Raw genomic sequence first — 20,831 nt, 5'->3', positions numbered from 1 at the left:
GGCAGCCCGACCGCCCCCGACCAAAGTGGACCCGGACGGCCCGGCCAGGCCCCGACCCAAGTGGACCCGGGGCCCGGGGCCACGTCCCGGGACTCCCCGGAAGCGCCCCGGGACCTGACCTCCCGGCGTGGCGCCGGAGCCACCCGTCCCGATGCCCGCCGGGGCCACCCGTCCAGGCGTCGCCCGCGGCACCTCCGTGTCACCGGCCCAGGTGTCGCTCCGCGAAGTCGAGTTCCAGGCGGACCTGCTTGATTCGTTCGTCGACGACCAGGGAGCCGTGGCCCGCGTCGTAGCGGTAGACCTCGTGGACGGCGTCGCGGGCGGCGAGGCGGGTGACGTAGTTGTCGATCTGGCGGATCGGGCAGCGGGGGTCGTTGACACCGGCCGAGATGTAGACGGGGACCTTGACCGCGTCGACGTAGGTCAGTGGGGAGGACGCCTCGAAGCGCTCGGGAACCTCCTCCGGGGTGCCGCCGAGGAGCGTTCGGTCCATGGCCTTCAGCGCCTCCATCTCGTCGTGGTACGCGGTGACGTAGTCGGCGACCGGGACGGCGGCGATGCCGAGGGCCCAGGCGTCCGGCTGGGTGCCGACGCCGAGGAGGGTGAGGTACCCGCCCCAGGAACCGCCGGTGAGGATCAGCCGGTCGGGGTCGGCCAGGCCGGAGGTGACCGCCCATTCGCGGACCGCCGCGATGTCCTCCAGCTCGATGAGGCCGACGCGGTGCTTGAGCGCGTCGGTCCACGCGCGGCCGTAACCGGTGGAACCTCGGTAGTTGACCCGGACCACCGCGTAGCCGTGGTCGACCCAGGCCGCCGGGCCCGCCGCGAACGAGTCGCTGTCGTGCCAGGTCGGGCCGCCGTGGATCTCGAAGACGGTGGGCAGCGGGCCGGTGGTGCCGGCCGGCTTCTGGATCAGGGCGTGGACGCGGCCGCCGGGCCCTTCGACCCAGACGTCCTCCACGGGGACGGACGTCGGGGACTTCTCGCCGGGCGGGTCCAGGACGATCTCGCCGGTCGTCGAGCGGACCGCCGAGGGCTCGGCCGCCGACGACCACAGGTACTCGACCGTCCCGTCCGGGCGGGCCGTCGCTCCGGAGACCGTGCCGGGCGGGGTCACGACCTCGGTCAGCTCGCCGGAGGCGAGGTCGTAGCGCCACAGATTGCTGCGCGCCTCGAAGCTGTGGGCGACGAGGAGGCCGGAGCCGTCCGGATACCACTCGGCGGCCACGTCACCGGGGAGGTCGAGGCCCAGGTCGGTCTGCTCGCCGGTCTCCACGTCCCACACCAGGGGTTCCCAGCGGCCACGCCGCTGGTGCCCGATGAGCAGCCGGCTGTCCCCGTCGACGGGGGCGAAGCCCAGCACCTCGAGCCCCAGCTCGACCGTGCCGCCCTCGGTGTCGTCCAGCTCGGCGACCGCCGAACCGTCCGGGCGCAGCACTTTGAGCGCCGAGTGCATCGCGTCGCCGTGCTCGGTGTGCTCGACGGCGATGAGCGTGCCGTCGTGCGAGAGGTCGCCGACCCCGGCCGACTCACGGTGCCGGTAGATCTCGGCCGGGGCCTCGCCGGCGCGGGCCACATGGATCGTCGATCCGTCGTCGTCGGTCGAGCGGCCCACGACGGCCGTACGCCCGTCCCGGCCGATGGCCAGGCCCGCCGGGTAGGAGGGATCGAGGCCGGGAACGGCCGGCTCGTCGACGCCGTTCACCACAAGAGGCGCGTCGAACGGGCGGCGCCGCCAGACCCCGAACTCGTCGCCGTCCTTGTCGTCGAACCACCAGATCCACTCGCCGTCGGGCGAGAGGACCCCGTCCGTCGTGCCGTTCGCCCGGTGGGTGACCTGGCGCTGTTCGCCCGTCTCGCGGTCCCACGCGTACAGCTCGTAGGTGCCCGTCGCGTTCGAGACGAACAGGGAACGGTGCGGGGCGTCCTCCGCCCAGTCCGGCAGCGACACCCGCGGTGCCCGGAAGCGCTTCTCCCAGTCGGGCATGTCCTGCTGGCGGGGCTCGGTGGACCTGGTGCTCTCAGTCATGGCCCCATAGTGCCTGGCCCGGGCCGCCTCGCGCCGACGAGGTCCCCAGCCTGTGGACAACTTCGCGGCCCCGACGCCCTCCACCGGCCGCGCAACGCCACGCGAAGCCGCGCCCGCGCTCTCGTACACAGCCCGGGCCCGTCTCGTCGCGGGGGCATGTGCGCAGGTCAGGACCGTTGTCAGTGGCGGGGTGCAGACTTTTTCGCATGACCGATCCACGCAAGGCCGTCGAGAGTTACTGGGCCACCGCGGACGCCCGGGACTGGGAGGCGTTCGCGGAGCTGCTCACCGAGGACGTCGTCTACACCCTGCCGCAGACGCGCGAGCGCATCAGCGGCAGGGAGCGGTACGTCGAGTTCAACCGCGAGTATCCGGGCGACTGGCACGTGCGGATAGAGCGCGTCATGGCCGAGCCCGGTCAGGCCGTCACCTGGACCCGCTTCACGGTGGGCCTGGAGGAGATGCACGCGATCACGTTCTTCACGACGGACGCCCGGGGCCGGATCGCCACGGTGACCGACTTCTGGCCCGAGCCGTACGAGCCTCCGGCGGGCCGGGACCATCTGGCCGAGCGGTACTGAGTGGGCCCCACGGCCGAGTCCGGCCCGGCCGCCCCGTACCGTGGCAGGCGTGTACCGCTTTCTGCTGACGCCCCGCTGGTGGGGGATCAACGTCTTCGTGCTGTTGGCCATCCCCTTCTGCATCTTCATGGGGTCGTGGCAGTTGGGGCGGTTCGAGGACCGGGTGAACGAGCACCGGACAGCGGACGCGGCGGCTTCGACGGCCGGGACGGACCCCGCCCGGCCACTGGCCTCGATGCTCCCCGTGACCACGGAGACGTCCGGCAAGCAGGCCATCGCCAAGGGCCGGTACGGCAAGCAGCTCCTCGTGCCCGGCCGGGAGCTGGACGGCAGGAGCGGGTACTACGTGCTGACGCTGCTGCGGGTCGACGGCGGCAAGGCGCTGCCCGTCGTCCGGGGCTGGCTGCCCGGTACGGCCGACCCGGCGAAGGCCCCGGCCGCGCCCACCGGCGAGGTCACGGTCACGGGTGCGCTCCAGGCGTCCGAGAGCCCCGGGTCGAACGGAGTCAGCTCGGTCGGAGGCCTTCCTGCGGGGCAGACGGCCGCGATCAGCGCCGCGTCGCTGGTGAACCTCGTGCCGTACACCCCGTACGACGCGTGGATCACGCTCGACAAGGCCGACTCCGGGATGAAGGCGGTGCCTCCGACCGCGCCGGACAACACCGGCCTCGACCTCAAGGCGTTCCAGAACCTCGGCTACACCGGCGAGTGGTTCGTCTTCGCGGGCTTCGTCGTCTTCATGTGGTTCCGCCTGCTGCGCCGCGAGGTGGAGTTCGTCCGCGACGCCGAACTGGGACTGCTTCCGGACGCCCCGGACGACGAGGAGAAGAAGCCCGAGGACGCCGGCGCCACTACAGTGACGCCCTCCGCCACGGCCTGATCGGGCGAGACGGCCGTGGAGCCGGACACCGCTCCCCCGGCACCCCCGCGAAAAGGGCGCCGGGATCCGTCGGGACGCCAGCTCGCCGTCCGTCAGGACGACGCCAGGATCCCCGTGTGATAGACCGTGCCCGCGCAGGCATTGGGCACGGTGACCGATGCCGCCGCACCCCCTGTCTCCGCCGTGCTGGAGACGACGACGCTGCCGTCGAGCGTGCCGTCCTCGACGAGGAGCTGCGGCGCGGTGCCGCCGGCCACCGCCGAGCCGCTGGTCGTGCCGCCGGTGTCGGTGGTGCCCTGCGTCGGGGTGGGGTCCGGTGTGGGATCCACCACGGTCGGACACGTCGACGAGGGCACCCAGGCGAACTTCACCACGTACGAGGCGCCCGGCTGGAGCACCAGGGAGGTGACCTCCGTGGAAGGGTCGGGCAGCCCGGTGGCCGCGTCGCCCCCCACATGCGTCGCGACGCCGATCTTGGCGGGGTCCGCCGCACCCTGGGCGAGCGTGCTGACCTTGCCGGCGCCGGTGACGGTGCAGGCGGCGGTGGAGACGTTCGAGACGGTGAAGGAGCCGTAGACCGCGCCGGTGGAGTCCGGTGTGCCGGCCGTGCCGGAGGCCCCGCCGAGCTGGTCCGCCGTGCACGTGAGGGCGGCGGAGGCGGAGGCCGAGGGATCGGCACCGCCCGTGGCGGCCCCGTTCGCGCCCTTGTCCTTGCCGCCCGGCGTCTGGGTCCTGCCACCGGAACCGTCGCCCCTGGACGTGCCGGCCGGGCCGCCCGCGTCCTTGCCGGAGCCGCCGTCCGAGCCCTTGCCCTGCGTCGCGCCACCCTGGGCCTGTGAGCTGTTGGCCGCGATGGACGGGTCGGGGTTCGACCCCGAGGAGTTGGAGACGTGCACGAAGGCCGGGATCGCCGTGCCCATGAAGAGCGCCGCCGCCGCCATGCCGACCACGGCCTGCCGCTTGCGGGCACGCCGGGCCGGTACCGCCCGGCGCAGATGGTCCAGGGTGCCGTCGGTGGGTTCGATCTCCTGAACGGCCTGGTGCAGCAGCCGGCGCAGTGCCAGCTCGTCGCCGCCGAGCCCTTCGGGTCCCGGTCCGTCCATGTCCGGTGTTCCGGGCTGTTCGTCGGGGCCGTGGTTCACATTTCCGTTCCCAGCGTGCGATTGCTTGTGCTCGTGCTCCGGGCTGCCCTGGTCCTCGGGGTGCCGCCGGTCGTCGTTCCCGCTCATGCCGAAGCCCCCATGGCGACGCGGAGCGCGGCGATGCCCCGCGAGCCGTACGCCTTCACCGAGCCGAGCGAGACACCGAGCGTCTCGGCGACCTGAGCCTCGGTCATGTCCGCGAAGTAACGCAGGACCAGGACCTCGCGCTGACGGCGCTGGAGTCCCTTCATCGCCTTGATCAGGGCGTCGCGCTCCAACAGGTCGTAGGCGCCTTCCTCGGCGCTCGCCATGTCGGGCATCGGCTTCGAGAGGAGCTTGAGGCCGAGGATGCGCCGGCGCAGGGCCGAACGCGACAGGTTGACGACGGTCTGACGCAGATAGGCGAGCGTCTTCTCCGGGTCCCGGACGCGTTTTCGCGCCGAGTGCACCCGGATGAAGGCCTCCTGGACGACGTCCTCGCAGGAAGCCGTGTCGTCGAGCAGGAGCGCCGCGAGACCGAGGAGCGAGCGGTAGTGCGCCCGGTAGGTCTCGGTCAGATGGTCGACGGTCGTGCCCGCCGCCAGGCTGTCCTGGGCGCCGTCACGCTGATTCGGGATGCGGGCCGGCCGCGCTGAGGGCATGGGCGCGATCACCGGCATGCCGCCGGACGCGCCGGGGCCGCGGAGTCGTCGGGGTGGACGCAGGGCCATGCCCCTCGTCCGGACCGCGGTGAATTCGAGTACCTCTGCCACGCCAGTTGGACACGCTTCCCCCCGGCAGGGTTGTACGCGACAGGCATCACATTCGCTCCGGGTGCCACATCGGCCGGATTCCTCTCCACCGGAACGCTCCCCGGACCCGCCTCCGTTACGCCGCCGCGCCCGCGCGACAGTGCATCAGATGCCCTCATGCGTAAAAGCTCTTCTCCTGTGCCCAATGCTCTGCCGCCCCCCGGACGCCCCTCAATGGCGACGGCGAAGACGCTCCCGGCCCGTCACTCGGTTGCGCGGGGGGACAACGAAATCTTCGAACGCCGACACGGTTCGGTTCAAGTGGTCAGGACCATTAAGTTGATCACTGAACCGACAAAGATCCTACAAAGTCACCCGCCGCGGGGCACCGGGATTATGGCCTCGGGACGCCGAGAGCACATCCCGGCGGCGCTCTGACCAGGTGGAATACCGACGCTGCGGACTTATGACCGGTAGCGGAGGACAGGACCTAAGAGGTCCGGATGATCTCCGCGGCCACCAGCTCGGCGATCTGAGCGGTGTTCAGGGCGGCGCCCTTGCGCAGGTTGTCCCCGCACACGAACAGTTCGAGGGCCGTCGGGTCGTCCAGTGCCCGGCGGACCCGGCCCACCCAGGTCGGGTCGGTGCCCACCACGTCCGCGGGCGTGGGGAACTCGCCGGCGGCCGGGTTGTCGAAGAGCACGACGCCGGGCGCGGTGTCCAGGATCTCCCGGGCCCTGTCGACGGTCACCTCGTCCTGGAAACGGGCGTGCACGGTCAGGGAGTGCGTGGTGACGACCGGAACGCGGACGCAGGTCACCGCGATCCTCAGCCGGGGCAGCCCGAGGATCTTGCGGGTCTCGTCGCGCACCTTCATCTCCTCCGAGGACCAGCCGTCCTCGGCGAGCGACCCGGCCCACGGCACCACGTTCAGGGCGACGGGCTCCGGGAACGGCCCCGTGTCGTCGCCGACCGCCCGGCGCACGTCACCGGGACTGTTCCCCAGTTCGGTGCCCGCGACGAGGGACATCTGCCGGCGCAGGGTGTCGACGCCCGCCCGGCCCGCCCCGCTGACCGCCTGGTACGAGGAGACGACGAGTTCACGCAGGCCGAACTCGGCGTGCAGGGCGCCCAGCGCCACGATCATGGACAGGGTCGTGCAGTTCGGGTTCGAGACGATCCCGCGCGGGCGCACCCGGGCGGCGTGCGGATTGACCTCGGGAACGACGAGCGGCACTTCGGGGTCCATCCGGAAGGCGCCGGAGTTGTCGACGACGACCGTGCCCTTGGCGGCGGCGATCGGTGCCCACTGGGCGGCCACCTCGTCCGGTACGTCGAACATGGCGACGTCGACCCCGTCGAAGGCCTCCTCCGACAGCGCCACGACCTCGACCTCAACACCGCGCACGGCCAGCTTGCGGCCGGCCGAGCGCGGCGAGGCGATCAGGCGGATCTCACCCCAGATGTCCGCGTGCTGGGACAGGATCTGGAGCATGACCGTGCCGACGGCTCCGGTCGCTCCCACGACCGCGAGCGTCGGTCGTCGGGTCATCGCCCGGTGCCTCCGTAGACGACGGCCTCGTCGCTGTCGGAGTCGAGCCCGAAGGCGCTGTGCACGGCTCGTACGGCGTCGTTGACGTCGTCGGCGCGGGTGACGACGGAGATACGGATCTCCGAGGTCGAGATCAGCTCGATGTTGACCCCGGCGTCGGTGAGGGCCTCGAAGAAACCGGCCGTGACACCCGGGTTGGTCTTCATGCCCGCGCCGACCAGCGAGATCTTGCCGATCTGGTCGTCGTAGCGCAGCGACTCGAAGCCGATCACGCCCTTCGCCTTCTCCAGGGCGTCGATGGCCTTGCGGCCCTCGGTCTTCGGGAGGGTGAAGGAGATGTCGGTCAGGCCCGTGGTCGCAGCCGACACGTTCTGCACGATCATGTCGATGTTGATCTCGGCGTTGGCGATGGCGCGGAAGATCGCGGCGGCCTCGCCGGGCTTGTCCGGGACACCGACGACCGTGACCTTGGCCTCGGAAGTGTCGTGAGCGACACCGGAAATGATGGCCTGCTCCACCTTCTGGTCCCCTTGCTGCTGTGTCTTTCGAACGAGTGGCGCGCTGCTGACCCAGGTGCCCTGAAGTCCGCTGAAGGACGAGCGCACATGGATCGGGATGTTGTAGCGGCGGGCGTATTCCACACAGCGGTGGAGCAGCACCTTGGAGCCGGAGGCGGCGAGCTCCAGCATGTCCTCGAAGGCGATCCAGTCGATCTTCTTCGCCTTCTTCACCACGCGCGGGTCGGCGGTGAACACGCCGTCCACGTCGGTGTAGATCTCGCACACCTCGGCGTCGAGCGCCGCGGCCAGCGCGACGGCGGTGGTGTCGGACCCTCCGCGGCCCAGCGTGGTGATGTCCTTCTTGTCCTGCGAGACGCCCTGGAACCCGGCGACGATGGCGATGTTGCCCTCGTCGAGCGCCGTACGGATACGGCCGGGGGTGACGTCGATGATCCGGGCTTTGTTGTGGACCGAGTCGGTGATGACGCCTGCCTGGCTGCCGGTGAAGCTCTGGGCGCTGTGGCCCAGGTTTTTGATCGCCATCGCCAGCAGGGCCATGGAGATCCGCTCTCCGGCGGTCAGCAGCATGTCGAACTCTCGTCCGCTGGGCATCGGAGATACCTGCTCGGCGAGATCGATCAGCTCGTCCGTCGTGTCGCCCATCGCGGAAACGACCACGACCACCTGGTGGCCGTTCTTCTTCGCTTCCACGATCCGCTTGGCGACGCGCTTGATGCCCTCGGCATCGGCTACGGAGGAACCTCCGTACTTCTGCACGACAAGGCCCACGTGCGCTCCTCGCTCAGTCCGTCTCTGTACCGCACTACTGCGGTCGGCTCAGTCTAACGAGCGGCCGGATTTCCCTTCCGGGGTGTCGCATCGTGAGATGTCCCGCTCACGAAGTGATCACCCCGGGGTGTCAGGCGGGCAAGGGAAGGTCCGGCCGCTCCGAGACGGCACCTGCCCGTACCGGAGCCCCGGCACTCCGAAAGTGCCCCGAGTCACACTCCGGCGGGCGGCTACTTGACCGTGCGCAGGCCGAGCGGGCCCGCGATCTCCTCCACCATCACCTTGCCGGCCTCTTCAGCGAGCGCTTCCTCGCCGATCTCCTGGTCGGTGTCGAGGCCGTCGAGCTCCTCGAGGGGCTGGTTCAGCCGGACGTGGGCCACCACGGACTGGAGGGCGCGCAGGGTCGCGGAGGCGGTGGAGCCCCAGTTCGAGAAGTAGGAGAACTGCCACCACCACAGGGCTTCCGTGGTGCGGCCCGCGCGGTAGTGGGCCATGCCGTGGCGCAGGTCGGTCATGACGTCGGCGAGGTCGTCCGAGATACGGGCCGGGACCGGGGCCTTGCGGGGCTCGTAGGGGTCGAAGACCTCGGAGTAGACGTCGATCGGCTCCAGCATCACGGCGAGGCGCTCGCGGAGATCGTCCACGTCCCCCTCCGGGCCGAGGTCGGGCTCGTAGCGCTCGTCGGGGACGATGTCCTCGTGCGCGCCGAGACGGCCGCCGGCCAGCAGGAGCTGGGAGACCTCCAGCAGGAGGAAGGGCACGGCCGAGTCCGGCTCGTCGCCCTTGGCGACCTCGTTGACGGCGACCAGGAAGCTCTCCACCTGGTCCGCGATCTGGACCACGAAGTCGTCGGGGTCGGGGCTGGTCGCGTGCAGCGTGGCGTCAGACATCTAGAAGTCGTCTCCCCTCGAAGGCGCGGCCGAGTGTGACCTCGTCCGCGTATTCCAGGTCGCCACCCACCGGGAGGCCGCTGGCCAGGCGGGTGACCTTGAGGCCCATGGGCTTGATCATGCGGGCGAGATACGTGGCCGTGGCCTCGCCCTCCAGGTTCGGGTCCGTGGCCAGGATGAGCTCGGTGACCGCGCCGTCGGCGAGGCGTGCCAGGAGCTCCCTGATCCGCAGGTCGTCCGGGCCGACGCCCTCGATCGGGCTGATCGCGCCGCCGAGCACGTGGTACTTGCCCCGGAACTCACGCGTCCGCTCGACCGCGATCACGTCCTTGGGCTCCTCCACCACACAGATCATCGTGAGGTCGCGGCGCGGGTCGCGGCAGATGTTGCACAGCTCCTCCTGCGCGACGTTGCCGCAGGTCGCGCAGAAGCGGACCTTCGCCTTGACCTCCATGAGGGTCTGTGCGAGCCGGCGGACGTCCGTGGGCTCCGCCTGGAGGATGTGGAAGGCGATCCGCTGCGCGCTCTTGGGACCGACGCCGGGGAGCCGCCCCAGTTCGTCGATGAGGTCCTGAACTACGCCTTCGTACAACGGACTGCCTTTCCGAGTGCTTCGGTACCGCCTGGTCCCGTCCTGCTGTTTCTTCCTGGTGCGTACGGTAGTTGGATGCCGCCGGTCTTAGAAAGGCAGACCGGGAATGCCGCTGCCGCCGCCGAGCCCCTGGGTGAGCGGGCCGAGTGTCTGCTGCTGGAGTGCCTGCGCGTTCTCGTTCGCCGCGTGCACGGCCGCCACAATCAGGTCGGCGAGCGTCTCGGTGTCCTCGGGGTCGACCGCCTTCGGGTCGATCACCAGGGCGCGGAGCTCTCCGGAGCCCGTCACGGTCGCCTTCACCAGGCCGCCGCCCGACTGGCCCCCGACCTCCGTCCGCGCCAGCTCCTCCTGCGCGTTCGCCAGGTCCTGCTGCATCTTCTGGGCCTGCTGAAGCAGCTGTTGCATGTTGGGCTGGCCACCACCGGGAATCACGATCAGCTCCTGGTTTCGAGTACGGCTGTCCGAGCGTCTTTTCCTGTCCAGCACGAGCCTACGTGGTCGACGGGCCCGTCGCCCAAGCACTCTTTCGAGTGATATCAAAGCGGCTCCTATACCTGATCAAGGCCCTCTTCCGGGCGGAAAAGCCGGTAAACCCGGTCCATCGCCACCCATTGGGCGGTAGGAAGGGGGCGGCGCAAATGCACCACGTGTCACAGGACGTCACGCAGTGTCAGTGCCGTCACCGTCGTCACCGTTGTCACCGTCGTCCGTCATCACCGTCGTCAGCTAGGGAGTGCCGGGTGAGTCAGCCGGAGATGCAGCCGGAGGGGCCGCTCCAGGACGGGCGGAGCGAGGGCGCGGCGGGACCGGGCGATCTGACCGGCCGGCCGTTCCCGCTCGGCGACTGGGGGGAGCCCGCCGAGCGGCTCCACGAGCTCTACCGGTGGGTGGAGCAGGGTGCGCTCGAAACGGCCGCCTGGTATCTGTCCGACCGCGTGTGGAAGCGGTGGGCGGCGCGGGTGCTGCGGTGCGGCACCTCGCTGGGGGCCGTCGCCGGGGCCGCGCTGCCGCTGCTCGACCTCACCGGATCGGTGCGCGGGGCGGCCCCCTGGGGATATCTGGCGCTGCTGCTCGCGGTCTCCTGCGTCGCCGTCGACCGGTTCTTCGGAGTGACCTCCGGGTGGATAAGGGACGTGGCCACCGCGCAGGCCGTGCAGCGGCGGCTTCAATCGCTTCAGTTCGACTGGGCGTCCGAGAGCGTCCGGGAGGTCCTCGGGCCGGCCGACGGAACGGCGAGCGAGGCGGCCGACCGGTGCATCGGGGTGCTGCGGAGGTTCTCCGAGGACGTCACGGAGCTGGTGCGCACCGAGACGGCGGACTGGATGGTGGAGTTCCGCACGGGGCCTGCGCCGCTGGGGATCCAGTCGGCGTCGGGAGCGCCCCGGGCCGAAGGGCCGCCGCTGAACGGGCGGACCCCGCTGCCGCCTGGCACCCGCCCGAACATGCCCCGCCAGCGCCCGCCCGAGCCCCGGTAGGAAGGGGCCGCGGGCGGGGCGTCACCCGGCTCCGCAGATCCTCAGCCCGACCGGTGTCCCGCAGGGGAGATGGCCGTGGGTGCGGATGACCTCCTGGCCGCTGCCCCGGCCGATGTAGGAGAGGAAGCTGGAGGCGAGCGAGTCGGCGGGCGGCTGTCCGTAGGTGTAGGCGTACTCGATCTCGCGATACGGGTAGTCCGAGGTGCCGTGCTCCAGGTCCTCGACGGAGGCGGCGTGGCCGTCGAGGCTGATCCTGTGCAGGCCCCTGCGGCCGGTGGCGTCGTTGAGTTCGCTGTAGCCGATCGAGCCGGGCAGCCTGGCGACGGTGGCGAGCACCTGGTCGGTGGAGTCGAGCTCGCACCGCACGACCGGCGCCGTCGCGTCGTCCTTGTGGACGCAGTCCAGCGAGGAGTTGGCGATCTCGCCGCGTCCGAGCACCCGGCGCTGGAACACCTGGCGGGTCCCGGAGTTGGCGTCCCGGCTGACCAGCAGGACGGGCAGGTCGGGCCCGCCGAGCTGCTTCCAGTTCCTGATCTCGCCGCGGTACAGCCGCCGTACGTCGGCCGGCGACAGGTTCCTGACCGGAACGGCGTTGTTGACGACCAGCGCGAAGACCGACACCGCGATCCGGTTCTCCCGCAGTCTCGAGAAGTCGCCCGGCTTGGGGCCGTCGGAGAGGGCGACGAGGGCCGGGGACCCCTTCTTCGACGCCCGCCCCGCCGCGTCGAGTTCGCGCACGCCGGCCGTGCTGCCGTGGGCGTCCACCGTGATCGTGGAGCCCTGGCAGTCGTGCATGTACTTCTGGGCCAGTTCGCGGGCCACCGGCTCGAAGGCGGTCGAGCCGGTGATGGCCAGCGTGCCCCGCTCGCAGCCGATCGGGGGCGGGGTGTCGTCGCGCAGGACGACGATCAGCGCGAGCGTGACGACGCACACCGTCAGCAGCACGGTGATCAGCCGGGCCGCCCGGCTGAACAGCGGCGCCTTCTCGTCCGGTGTCGTACTGCGGTTGGGCCGGACCTCACCGTCCCGGATGCCGCCGACGATCCGGACCGGACAGCCCACGTCCCCGCCCGACAGCAGGACGAGCAGCTTGAAGTGCTCGCCCCGGTTGAGCGGGACCCGCGGGATGCGCAGCGTGCCGTTCTCATAGCTGAGCCCGGCGGCCGGGGTGAAGTGGTCCATCAGATGGTCGGTGCCGGGCGGCTGGGTCACCGACACACCGCGGATGGTGCGGTCGGTGAACACCGCGGTCAGGCCGTGCCGTTCATGGCTCGTGTAGTCGTCCCCGGCGATGCTCTGCGAGCCGTCGTTCTCGATCCGCAGCAGCACGAGGGTGGCGTCGGACATGCCGGGCGTCTCGTCGAAGAGCCCGAGCCGTACGTTCGCCCGTCCCGAGCGGACTCCGTCGCCGATGGGATTGTCCATCTGGACGCGGTAGCCGACGGTCTTGCGGCGCGGCACCCTTCGCTCGTACCAGACCATCACGGCGGAGGAGACGACACCGATGACGGCGGTCCCGACGGCCACGACGTTCTCTGCGCTCAGCCACTCCACGTGAGCCACTCCCCCGAGCACTGCCCTGCGGTGCGGTCACCGTACGGCTCCGGCCGGAAACAGCCCACATACGGGAAGTGAACTTCAACAGCCCTGGACCGCAAGGCTGTTGACGCGTCCGCCAGGCATCTCGGACCGCCCCCCGGGCCGCGACGGCGAACCCGGGGGCGGCCCGGGGGCTCAGCCGGTCTTCGTGTAGACCAGCTCGGCCTCGGCGGCCGAGCCGGTCTTCGCCCGCCGCAGCCGGCCGTCCGGCAGGAGCGTGACCTCGGAGGCCGCGCCCGCCTTGCAGGAAGGCGGTGCGCCGACCGTGACCTGGGAGGGGCCGATCTCCAGCGGCCCGCCGGCCCCCGGAGCCGAGGAGAGGGCGGCCTGGAAGACACAGTGGTAGCTACTGCCGTCCGCGGTGACGGTCAGCACCGTGTCCCCGACCTCGCCCTGCTGGATGGTCAGCCGGCGGGTGTGGTGGCCCGTGGTGTTGTCGATGACCGCGTCCCAGGTGCCGAGGAACGCCTCCGGAACCGTGCCGCCCGTGGTCGCCGGGGCGCTGGACGTCTGCGGGGAGGCGGTGGTCGGCACCTGCGACGCGCTCTGCCCCGGTGTCGTCCCGCCGGAGGTCGTGGTCGACGCCTTGGGGTCGTCCGTGCCGCCCCCGCCCCCTCGGCCGTTCAGCAGCGCGAACACGCTGCCGCCCGCGCCGAGCGCGACGACCAGGGCCACGACGACCAGAAGGGCGGTGGACCGGCCGGTCCTGTGCGGGGGCTCCGGGCCGAGCGCGGCGACGCCGGGACCGTACGGAGGCGTCGGACCGTAGGGCGGGGTCACGCCGCCGGTCCCGTAAGGGTTGACGGCCATGCCCGGGCCGTAGGGCGGCGTCGAACCGTACGGCGGCTGGGCCGAGCCCCAGCCGGCCTGCGGATAGCCGTACGCGGGGTGCACCTGGCCCGGGCCGGAGGGACCCGGGTGCTGCTGCGGATAGCCGTACGCGGGGTGCGGACCGGCCGGCACCGCCGGAGGAGGCGTCGCGCCCTGGCCCGCGATCACGGTCGGGAGATGGTTCACCGGGCCGGGCTGCCCCGGGGCCGGCGGGGTGGCGCCCCCCTCCGCCGACGGGGACGCGTGCTCCGGGGAGGCCTCGGCGGACGCGGCGGGCGCCGAGGAGGAGGCGGAGGGAGTCGAGGAGGAGGCGGAGGACGAGGAGCCGGGCGCGCCGGACGGCGGCTTGGAGAAGTCGGGGGCGGCGACCGGGGCCGGCGGCAGGGCCAGGGCGGCCGGAGCTCCGGGCGGGAGCTGCGCCGGTCCCGCGTCGGGGTCCTCCGTGTCGAGCAGCTGCACGGCGTGCCGCCCGAGCTGGGCCACCAGCGAGCCGGGGAGCCAGGGGTCGAGGGTGCGTCCCGCGGAGACGGTGTCCTCCGCGCCCGTACGCTCCAGGATCTCCTCGAGACTCGGACGGGCGGAGGGATCCTTGCGCAGACAGTCCCGCACCAGGTCGGCGAGGCCCTCGGGCACCCCCGTCAGGTCGGGATCCTCCTGCGCGATGCGGAACATCATGGCGTGCACACCGCTGTTGGCCGCGCCGAACGGAAGGGTGCCGGTGGCCGCGTACGACAGGACCGAGCCGAGGCAGAAGATGTCGCACGCGGGGGTGACGCGGTCGCCGCGCACCTGCTCGGGTGCCATGAATCCGGGTGAGCCGACGAGCGCCCCGGTGTGGGTCAGTCCGCCCTCGGTCAACGTCTCCAGGGCGCGCGCGATGCCGAAGTCGATGACACGGGGGCCGTCGATGGTCACGAGGACGTTCGAGGGCTTGAGGTCACGGTGGATGAGGCCCGCGGCGTGGATGTCCTTGAGCGCGTGCGCGAGGCCCGCGGCGAGGATGCGCACCGACCGCTCGGGCAGTGCGCCGTGGTCGCGCCCGACGACCGCCTGGAGCGAGGGCCCGGCGACATAGCCGGTGGCGACCCACGGGATCGCGGCCCCGGTGTCCGCGTCCAGGACCGGTGCGGTCCAGAGCCCGCCGACCCGGCGGGCGGCCTGCACCTCCTGCCGGAAGCGGGCCCTGAACTCCTCCTGCTCGGCGAGTTCCGGCCTGACGAGTTTGACTGCGACGGTACGTCCCCGGTCGGACCGCGCGAGATAGACGTGGCCCATCCCACCGGCGCCGAGCCGCGCCAGCAGTCGGTACACCCCGATCTGTTGCGGATCCCCCGCCCCCAGCTTCTCCATGGCAGTGCCCACCCTCCCCCATATGTGTGCAACAGCCCGAGGATAGTGCGCCACGGCGCATGCCGGGCGGGGCGGTGTACACGGTTCCGTCACGACTGATGCCGTTTGGGTAACGGGGCCCGCCGTTGTCCTTCGTGTCCCCCGCCGGGACGCGCCCCGAACCGTCACCCGGCGCCCCCGCCGGTGTCCGCGGCGCGGTCGGGCACGCCGGGCGGCCAAGCCCGACAGTCTGTCGCGGAAAGCCCCCGACCGCAGACAGGACGCCGATATCGCGCCCGGTCCGTGGACATTTACGCTTCGCCGCATGACCCCTCAGCCCAACCCCCAGGCCGGCGCCGCCGTGAAGGCCGCGGACCGCGCGCACGTGTTCCACTCCTGGTCCGCGCAGGAGCTCATCGACCCGCTCGCCGTCGCCGGTGCTGAGGGGTCCTACTTCTGGGACTACGAAGGCAAGCGGTACCTGGACTTCACCAGCGGGCTCGTCTTCACCAACATCGGCTACCAGCACCCGAAGGTCGTCGCCGCGATCCAGGAGCAGGCCGCGACCCTGTCCACGTTCGCGCCCGCCTTCGCGGTCGAGGCGCGTTCGGAGGCGGCCCGGCTGATCGCCGAGCGGACCCCGGGCGACCTGGACAAGATCTTCTTCACCAACGGCGGCGCGGAGGCCGTCGAGAACGCCATCCGGATGGCCCGGCTGCACACCGGCCGTCCGAAGGTGCTCTCCGCCTACCGCTCGTACCACGGGGCCACCTCCACCGCGATCAACCTCACCGGCGACCCGCGCCGCTGGCCGAACGACATCGGCGCCGCCGGTGTCGTGCACTTCTGGGCGCCGTACCTGTACCGCAGCCCCTTCCACTCCGACAGTGAGCGCCAGGAGTGCGAGCGCGCCCTCCAGCACCTGGAGGACACGATCGCCTTCGAGGGGCCCGCGACCATGGCGGCCGTCATCCTGGAGACGATCCCGGGCACCGCGGGGATCATGACTCCGCCGCCCGGCTACCTCTCCGGAGTCCGGGAGATCTGCGACCGGTACGGGATCGTCCTCGTCCTGGACGAGGTCATGGCCGGGTTCGGCCGGACCGGCAAGTGGTTCGCCGCGGACCACTACGAGGTGACGCCGGACCTGATGACTTTCGCCAAGGGCGTGAACTCCGGCTATGTGCCGCTCGGCGGTGTGGCGATCTCCGGCGCCATCGCCGAGACCTTCGCCAGGCGCCCCTACCCGGGCGGGCTCACCTACTCCGGCCACCCGCTGGCCTGCGCCGCCGCCGTCGCGACGATCAACGTCATGGAGGAGGAGGGGATCGTCGGCCAGGCCGCGACGATCGGCGAGACCGTCCTCGGACCGGGGCTGCGCGAGCTGGCCGAGCGGCACCCGAGCGTCGGCGAGGTGCGCGGCACTGGCGTCTTCTGGGCGCTGGAGCTGGTGAAGGACCGCGAGACCCGGGAGCCGCTGGTCCCGTACAACGCGTCGGGCGAGGCGAACGCGCCGATGGCCGCGTTCGGTGCCGCGGCCAAGGCCCGCGGTCTGTGGCCCTTCATCAACATGAACCGCACCCACGTCGTACCGCCGTGCAACATCACCGAGGCCGAGGCCAAGGAGGGGCTGGCGGCCCTGGACGAGGCGCTGTCGGTGGCGGACGAGCACACGGTGTGAGGCCGTAGGGGTCTCGCACCCTCGTGGGGGCCGGCCGCGCCGGTTCTCCGCGCCCCCTCGGGGGTGCCGGGGAATCGGCCGCCCGGCCCCCACGGCGTATGGTGGCCTGCTCCAGGACATGCGCGAGCGCGAGCGGACGTGCGCGCCCACCCACGCGACGGGGAGTGAGACCACCACCATGGCCGGCACCGGCGGCAGTGGCGCCGTAACACGCAGCACCCTGCGGCAGCAGATCGCGGACGCGCTCCGTGACGAGGTGCTCGGGGGTCGCCTCCGGCCGGGCCAGGAGTTCACGGTGAAGGAGATCGCCGAGCAGTACGGCGTCTCCGCCACCCCGGTCCGCGAGGCCCTGGTCGACCTGTCGGCCCAGGGTCTTCTGGACGCCGACCAGCACCGCGGCTTCCGCGTCCACGAGTACTCCGGCGCCGACTACCGCGGAATGATCGAGGCGCGCAGCCTGATCACCGAGGGCATGTTCCAGCACCTCGTGGCCAGCGGCATGCCGCAGGCGGACGACCCCCGCGCGCTCGCCGCCCTCGCGGCCGTCCGGCGCCGCGGCGAGGAGGCGCAGCGGGCGGCCACCGCCGGCGACCTGAACATCCTCATCGGCTACGACCTCCGTTACTGGCGCGAACTCAGCAACCTGTTCGGCAACACCTACCTCGCCGACTTCCTGCACCGGATGCGGGTCCAGTCGTGGGTCTGCACGGTCCAGCATCTGCGCCATGTCTCCGACCTCAAGGGCCATCTGTGGTCCGGCCACACCCAGCTGGTGGACGCCCTCGCGCGCCGCGACGCCGACGGGGCGCGGGCGATCGTGACGGCGTACAACGAGCACGCGCTCACCCTCATCGAGCGCCTCGACGCCCCCTGAGCCGCGGTCCCGGGACAGCGGCGCCCAGGTCCCGTGTTTGAGGACGCCCTCTCCGGGCGATCGAGGGGATGGGGGCGCGGCCCCGAGGACGGACAACCCCGGCCACCCGGAGACCTAGTTGCGTACCGGCCTCTTCACAGGACCGCCACGCGCACTACGCTGCCCTGACCACCCTGCACCCCAAGGAGCAAGAGGAGCCGTCTGTTGGCCTGTGACCTGTGGTTGGTCCCGCTCGTCGACGTGCTGTGCCACACCCCCGACAACCCCTTCGCCGAGGAACTGGCGCTCTACGACAAGGTGCTCGCCGAGGCCGGGCTTCCCCCGGTACCGGTGTACGCGTACATGCCGGGCCTGTCGGGTGACGTGGCCCCGGTCGCCGGCTTCGACTACGACGCGCTGCACTTCCTGCGCCGCGCGTACCTGCTCCAGATGTGCGGACTCGCCGTGGCGCCCGTCGACGAACTCGGCGGAGACTACGAGCAGTTGCTGGAGATGTTCGAGACGAACGCCCAGCAGTCGCATCTGGTCTGGCACTACGACCACGCGGGCGCCTATGTTCCGGTGGAGTTCCCGCACCCACTGGCCAACGACGAACTCCTCGCGGGAGGCGGCCCCTTGGGCTCGTCCCAGGTTCTCCTGCGCGAACTCGAGTTCGTGGCCCCCTCGATCGGCATCGACCCGGCCAATCCCCCGGCTCCGCCGCAGCCCCCGAACGCCCCTACGGAGCTGGAGGAGCCCGCCGCTCCGGCCCCCTACGACTCCAGCCCCTTCGCCCGCGAGCGCCATGTCTGGCTGGGCCTGCACGCGGCGGCGACCCGGAGCCTCGCACAGGGCTCCATGATCGTCTTCAGCTGACCCGCCGCCCGACGGTGCGGGGCCGTACCGTACGGCCCCGCACCGCGGTGGTCCGGCCGTCAGGTCAGCTGGGACAGACCCTTGTGGAGGTCCTCGGCGTTCATGACCGGGGCGATCTCGAACTTCGCGCCGAGGTTCATGAAGAACGGCTCGGCGATCACCGGGATCTGGCTGCTGTCCTGGAGGTCGAAGACCATGTAACAGGCGCGGCTGCCCTCATGGGTGGTGAAGTAGGCCGCCTCCGGTTTGATCCGCTCCATCGTCTCCCGCATCAACTGCGGGAGCTTTCCACTGCGGATGAGGTCGTTGGCCTTCTCCGTGTCCATGGTCGCCCTGAGCATCACGCGCATCGCACTCTCCTTGTCCGTCGGCCGACGCACGCAGAAGCACCCGAAACGTGCGCTTTGAGGCTATTCCCCCTGTCGCCGCAGTGCTCACCGCCGCGGCCCGGACGTCACTCTCTCCAGTGAGGCCCGGGCCGTCCCGCCCGTGGGCCGGGGCGCCTGACGCGGCTGCCCGGAAGGCGGGCTCCCGGACCCGGAAGGCGCACGCCGGATCAGAAGACGGGTGTGCCGTCCTGGGTCAGCTTCCAGTTGGTGACCGCGAAGTCCGCGGGGTTCAGCGAACCCTTGGCCGTCACGTAGTCGATCATCAGCTGGCGGATCTCGTTGGTCGAGCTGTACGCGATGTCGGCGGCCGCGATGTGCGGATAGCCGCTGCCGCCGTTGGCGCGGTAGTTGTTGACGGCCACGACGAAGACCTGGCCCGCGGCGACCGCGGTGCCGTCGTAGGAGAGGTTCTTGATCCTCGACCCCTCCGGCTGCGCGATGTCGATCTCGTACGAGACGCCCGCCGCCGTGTCGTACATGTAGTCCCAGAAGCTGTTGGCGTTGGTGAGGGTGGCGGTGTCCACCGCCGTGCCGGACGGGACCTGGTGGTAGTACTTCGCCGCGTACTCCAGGTAGTCCTTGAGCTGGGCGCCCGTCAGCTTCTTGCCGTACAGCGTGTTGTCGTAGATGTAGAGCCCGGCGACATCGCGGATGGTCACATCGCCCTGGGGGATGTCGGCGGTACGGCTGAAGGGCGCCGCGACCGAGATGAGCGGCAGGGCCGCGTCGGCCGTCGACAGGCCGGTGGCGACGGCCGCCATCTGGACCTGGTGGATGAAGTCCATGACGGGGACGTCCTTCCAGCACGCCTCCGCCGCGGAGAGATCGGCGGTGCACTTGCCGACGGGCGTGTTGACGTACTTCACCACCAGGTCGTGGTCCGCCTTGACCAGCCGGGTGATCTCGGCGTCCTCCTCGACGGTGTTGCTGTTGAGGGTCTGCGCCTTGGTGCTGGTGACCTTCCACTGGCCGCGCACGAGTTCGAGCTCGAAGTCGAAGACGGTCAGCCGCATTCCGTAGCAGTAGGGCTCGGACAGGACGACGTCCTTGCCGGTCTCGGTGTTGGTGACGGTGTAGGACGAGACCTCGGTGTGGGTGTGGCCGACGAGGATCGCGTCGATGCCGGGGACCTGCTGGGCGACGAGGTTGGACGCGTTCTCCACGTACGGGAGTTCACTGCCGTACGACGAACTGCCGTCCAGGCCCGAGTGGTCGGTGAGGAACACGACGTCGCAGCCGAGCGCGCGCATCCTCGGCACGTACTTCTTCGCCTGCTCGACGAGCCCGGTGAACGTCATCTTCCCGGCGACGTTGTCCTTGTCCCACAGGGCGATCCCGGGGTTGGTCAGGCCGAGGATGCCGACCTTGATGTCCGGGGCGCCGGGGACGCGGATCCGCTTCACGGTGTACGGCCGGAAGGCCGGGCGCAGGGTCTTCGCGTCGAGCGCGTTGGCGCCGAGCAGCGGGAAGTGACACTGCCGCTCGAATCTGCGCAGCGTCTCGATGCCGTAGTTGAACTCGTGGTTGCCGAGCGCGGCGGCGTCGTAGCGCATGGCGTTCATCGCGACGGCCATGGGGTGCTCGGGCCCCCGCTTGCCGTCGGCGCCGACGATGGGGTCGACCCGCGCGTAGTAGTACGCCAGCGAGGTGCCCTGGATGATGTCGCCAGCGTCGACGAGCAGGACGTGGTCCTCGCCCTTGGCGGCGCGCTGCTGCTTGACGAGGGTCGCGACGCGCGCGACGCCCACCGAGTTGCCCTTGCTGTCCTTGTAGGCCGCGTCCGTGTAGTAGTCCCAGTCGAAGACATGGCTGTGCAGGTCGGTGGTGCCCAGGATCGAGAACGACCAGGTGCGCGGATGCTTTTGGGGCTTGTGGTCCGCCGCCTGCGCGGGAGCCGCCGCGACCACACCGCCGACGGCCACGGCCGCACCGGTGACGGCCGACTTCTTCACGAACTCCCGGCGGTTCAGGGGATTGACGGGCATACGAACTCCTGGGGCTGGGGCTGGGGCGGCATGGGCGGGGGGAGTGTGCCGTGCGAGCCGTGCGGAACTACACGCGTAGAGCGTGGTCGCCCACCAGCCCCTCGGAAACCAGGAGAAGCCCATCTCC

General features: G+C 71.0%; 18 protein-coding genes. 6 read left to right on the top strand and 12 right to left on the bottom strand.

What is annotated here, in order from left to right:
* Positions 1–199 precede the first annotated feature (199 nt).
* Entirely contained in the window at positions 200–2,029 is a 1,830-nt protein-coding gene (locus tag ABZV42_RS38985) for a prolyl oligopeptidase family serine peptidase (RefSeq protein WP_356056337.1), read from the bottom strand.
* 206 nt (positions 2,030–2,235) lie between these two features.
* On the opposite strand from ABZV42_RS38985, the gene ABZV42_RS38980 reads away from it, so the two are divergent.
* Together ABZV42_RS38980 and ABZV42_RS38975 are read left to right on the top strand one after the other, a co-directional pair.
* Entirely contained in the window at positions 2,236–2,610 is a 375-nt protein-coding gene (locus ABZV42_RS38980; protein ID WP_355988876.1) for a nuclear transport factor 2 family protein, read from the top strand.
* 49 nt (positions 2,611–2,659) lie between these two features.
* Entirely contained in the window at positions 2,660–3,490 is an 831-nt protein-coding gene (locus ABZV42_RS38975) for an SURF1 family protein (RefSeq protein WP_356056335.1), read from the top strand.
* 92 nt (positions 3,491–3,582) lie between these two features.
* Here the strand turns inward: ABZV42_RS38975 and ABZV42_RS38970 are convergent, their stop codons facing one another.
* The 7 genes from ABZV42_RS38970 to ABZV42_RS38940 all read right to left on the bottom strand — a co-directional run bounded on the left by ABZV42_RS38970 (position 3,583) and on the right by ABZV42_RS38940 (position 10,118).
* Positions 3,583–4,719, bottom strand: coding sequence for a hypothetical protein (locus tag ABZV42_RS38970; protein ID WP_355988880.1), 1,137 nt, complete (start codon positions 4,717–4,719; stop codon positions 3,583–3,585).
* The gene (locus ABZV42_RS38965; RefSeq protein WP_355988945.1) at positions 4,716–5,342 is read right to left on the bottom strand and encodes a SigE family RNA polymerase sigma factor; all 627 of its coding nucleotides are present in this window, start codon (positions 5,340–5,342) and stop codon (positions 4,716–4,718) included. The genes ABZV42_RS38970 and ABZV42_RS38965 overlap by 4 nt, the downstream gene beginning before the upstream one ends.
* Before the next feature lie 511 nt (positions 5,343–5,853).
* Positions 5,854–6,915 carry an aspartate-semialdehyde dehydrogenase gene (locus tag ABZV42_RS38960; protein WP_356056332.1) on the bottom strand — a complete coding sequence of 354 codons (1,062 nt, stop codon included), beginning with the start codon at positions 6,913–6,915 and terminating at the stop codon, positions 5,854–5,856.
* Positions 6,912–8,204, bottom strand: a complete 1,293-nt coding sequence (locus ABZV42_RS38955) for an aspartate kinase (RefSeq protein ID WP_355988885.1) — start codon at positions 8,202–8,204, stop codon at positions 6,912–6,914. Before ABZV42_RS38955 ends, ABZV42_RS38960 begins: the two co-directional genes overlap by 4 nt.
* A gap of 230 nt (positions 8,205–8,434) precedes the next feature.
* Positions 8,435–9,094, bottom strand: a complete 660-nt coding sequence (locus tag ABZV42_RS38950; protein ID WP_355988888.1) for a DUF5063 domain-containing protein — start codon at positions 9,092–9,094, stop codon at positions 8,435–8,437.
* A complete protein-coding gene (gene recR, locus ABZV42_RS38945; protein ID WP_355988891.1) occupies positions 9,087–9,686 on the bottom strand; it encodes a recombination mediator RecR in 600 nt (199 codons plus the stop codon). The genes ABZV42_RS38950 and recR overlap by 8 nt, the downstream gene beginning before the upstream one ends.
* Before the next feature lie 87 nt (positions 9,687–9,773).
* Complete coding sequence (locus ABZV42_RS38940; RefSeq protein WP_355988893.1) at positions 9,774–10,118, bottom strand: YbaB/EbfC family nucleoid-associated protein; 345 nt, start codon at positions 10,116–10,118, stop codon at positions 9,774–9,776.
* 308 nt (positions 10,119–10,426) lie between these two features.
* Between ABZV42_RS38940 and ABZV42_RS38935 the strand changes: the two genes are divergently transcribed.
* Positions 10,427–11,161: an SLATT domain-containing protein gene (locus tag ABZV42_RS38935; RefSeq protein ID WP_356056317.1), complete on the top strand. Its 735-nt coding sequence runs from the start codon at positions 10,427–10,429 to the stop codon at positions 11,159–11,161.
* Between the two features lie 21 nt (positions 11,162–11,182).
* Here the strand turns inward: ABZV42_RS38935 and ABZV42_RS38930 are convergent, their stop codons facing one another.
* Both ABZV42_RS38930 and ABZV42_RS38925 read right to left on the bottom strand, forming a co-directional pair.
* Positions 11,183–12,715 carry a substrate-binding domain-containing protein gene (locus ABZV42_RS38930; protein WP_356056315.1) on the bottom strand — a complete coding sequence of 511 codons (1,533 nt, stop codon included), beginning with the start codon at positions 12,713–12,715 and terminating at the stop codon, positions 11,183–11,185.
* A gap of 180 nt (positions 12,716–12,895) precedes the next feature.
* Positions 12,896–14,941: a protein kinase gene (locus tag ABZV42_RS38925; protein ID WP_356056313.1), complete on the bottom strand. Its 2,046-nt coding sequence runs from the start codon at positions 14,939–14,941 to the stop codon at positions 12,896–12,898.
* Between the two features lie 304 nt (positions 14,942–15,245).
* Here ABZV42_RS38925 and ABZV42_RS38920 point away from each other — a divergent pair, with 304 nt between their 5' ends.
* The 3 genes from ABZV42_RS38920 to ABZV42_RS38910 all read left to right on the top strand — a co-directional run bounded on the left by ABZV42_RS38920 (position 15,246) and on the right by ABZV42_RS38910 (position 18,330).
* Positions 15,246–16,601: an aspartate aminotransferase family protein gene (locus tag ABZV42_RS38920; protein WP_356056311.1), complete on the top strand. Its 1,356-nt coding sequence runs from the start codon at positions 15,246–15,248 to the stop codon at positions 16,599–16,601.
* A gap of 178 nt (positions 16,602–16,779) precedes the next feature.
* Positions 16,780–17,475, top strand: coding sequence for a GntR family transcriptional regulator (locus ABZV42_RS38915; RefSeq protein WP_355988947.1), 696 nt, complete (start codon positions 16,780–16,782; stop codon positions 17,473–17,475).
* 204 nt (positions 17,476–17,679) lie between these two features.
* Positions 17,680–18,330, top strand: coding sequence for a hypothetical protein (locus tag ABZV42_RS38910; RefSeq protein ID WP_355988905.1), 651 nt, complete (start codon positions 17,680–17,682; stop codon positions 18,328–18,330).
* Positions 18,331–18,389: 59 nt separating this feature from the next.
* Here ABZV42_RS38910 and ABZV42_RS38905 read toward each other — a convergent pair whose 3' ends face one another.
* Both ABZV42_RS38905 and ABZV42_RS38900 read right to left on the bottom strand, forming a co-directional pair.
* Positions 18,390–18,680, bottom strand: coding sequence for a DUF3303 family protein (locus tag ABZV42_RS38905; RefSeq protein ID WP_355988908.1), 291 nt, complete (start codon positions 18,678–18,680; stop codon positions 18,390–18,392).
* A gap of 206 nt (positions 18,681–18,886) precedes the next feature.
* Positions 18,887–20,704 carry a 5'-nucleotidase C-terminal domain-containing protein gene (locus ABZV42_RS38900; protein ID WP_355988911.1) on the bottom strand — a complete coding sequence of 606 codons (1,818 nt, stop codon included), beginning with the start codon at positions 20,702–20,704 and terminating at the stop codon, positions 18,887–18,889.
* Between the last annotated feature and the right edge of the window lie 127 nt (positions 20,705–20,831).

The sequence above is a fragment of the Streptomyces sp. NPDC005281 genome, from assembly GCF_040607495.1.
Lineage (GTDB): Bacteria > Actinomycetota > Actinomycetes > Streptomycetales > Streptomycetaceae > Streptomyces.
This window is presented reverse-complemented; position numbering and strand designations above follow the sequence as displayed.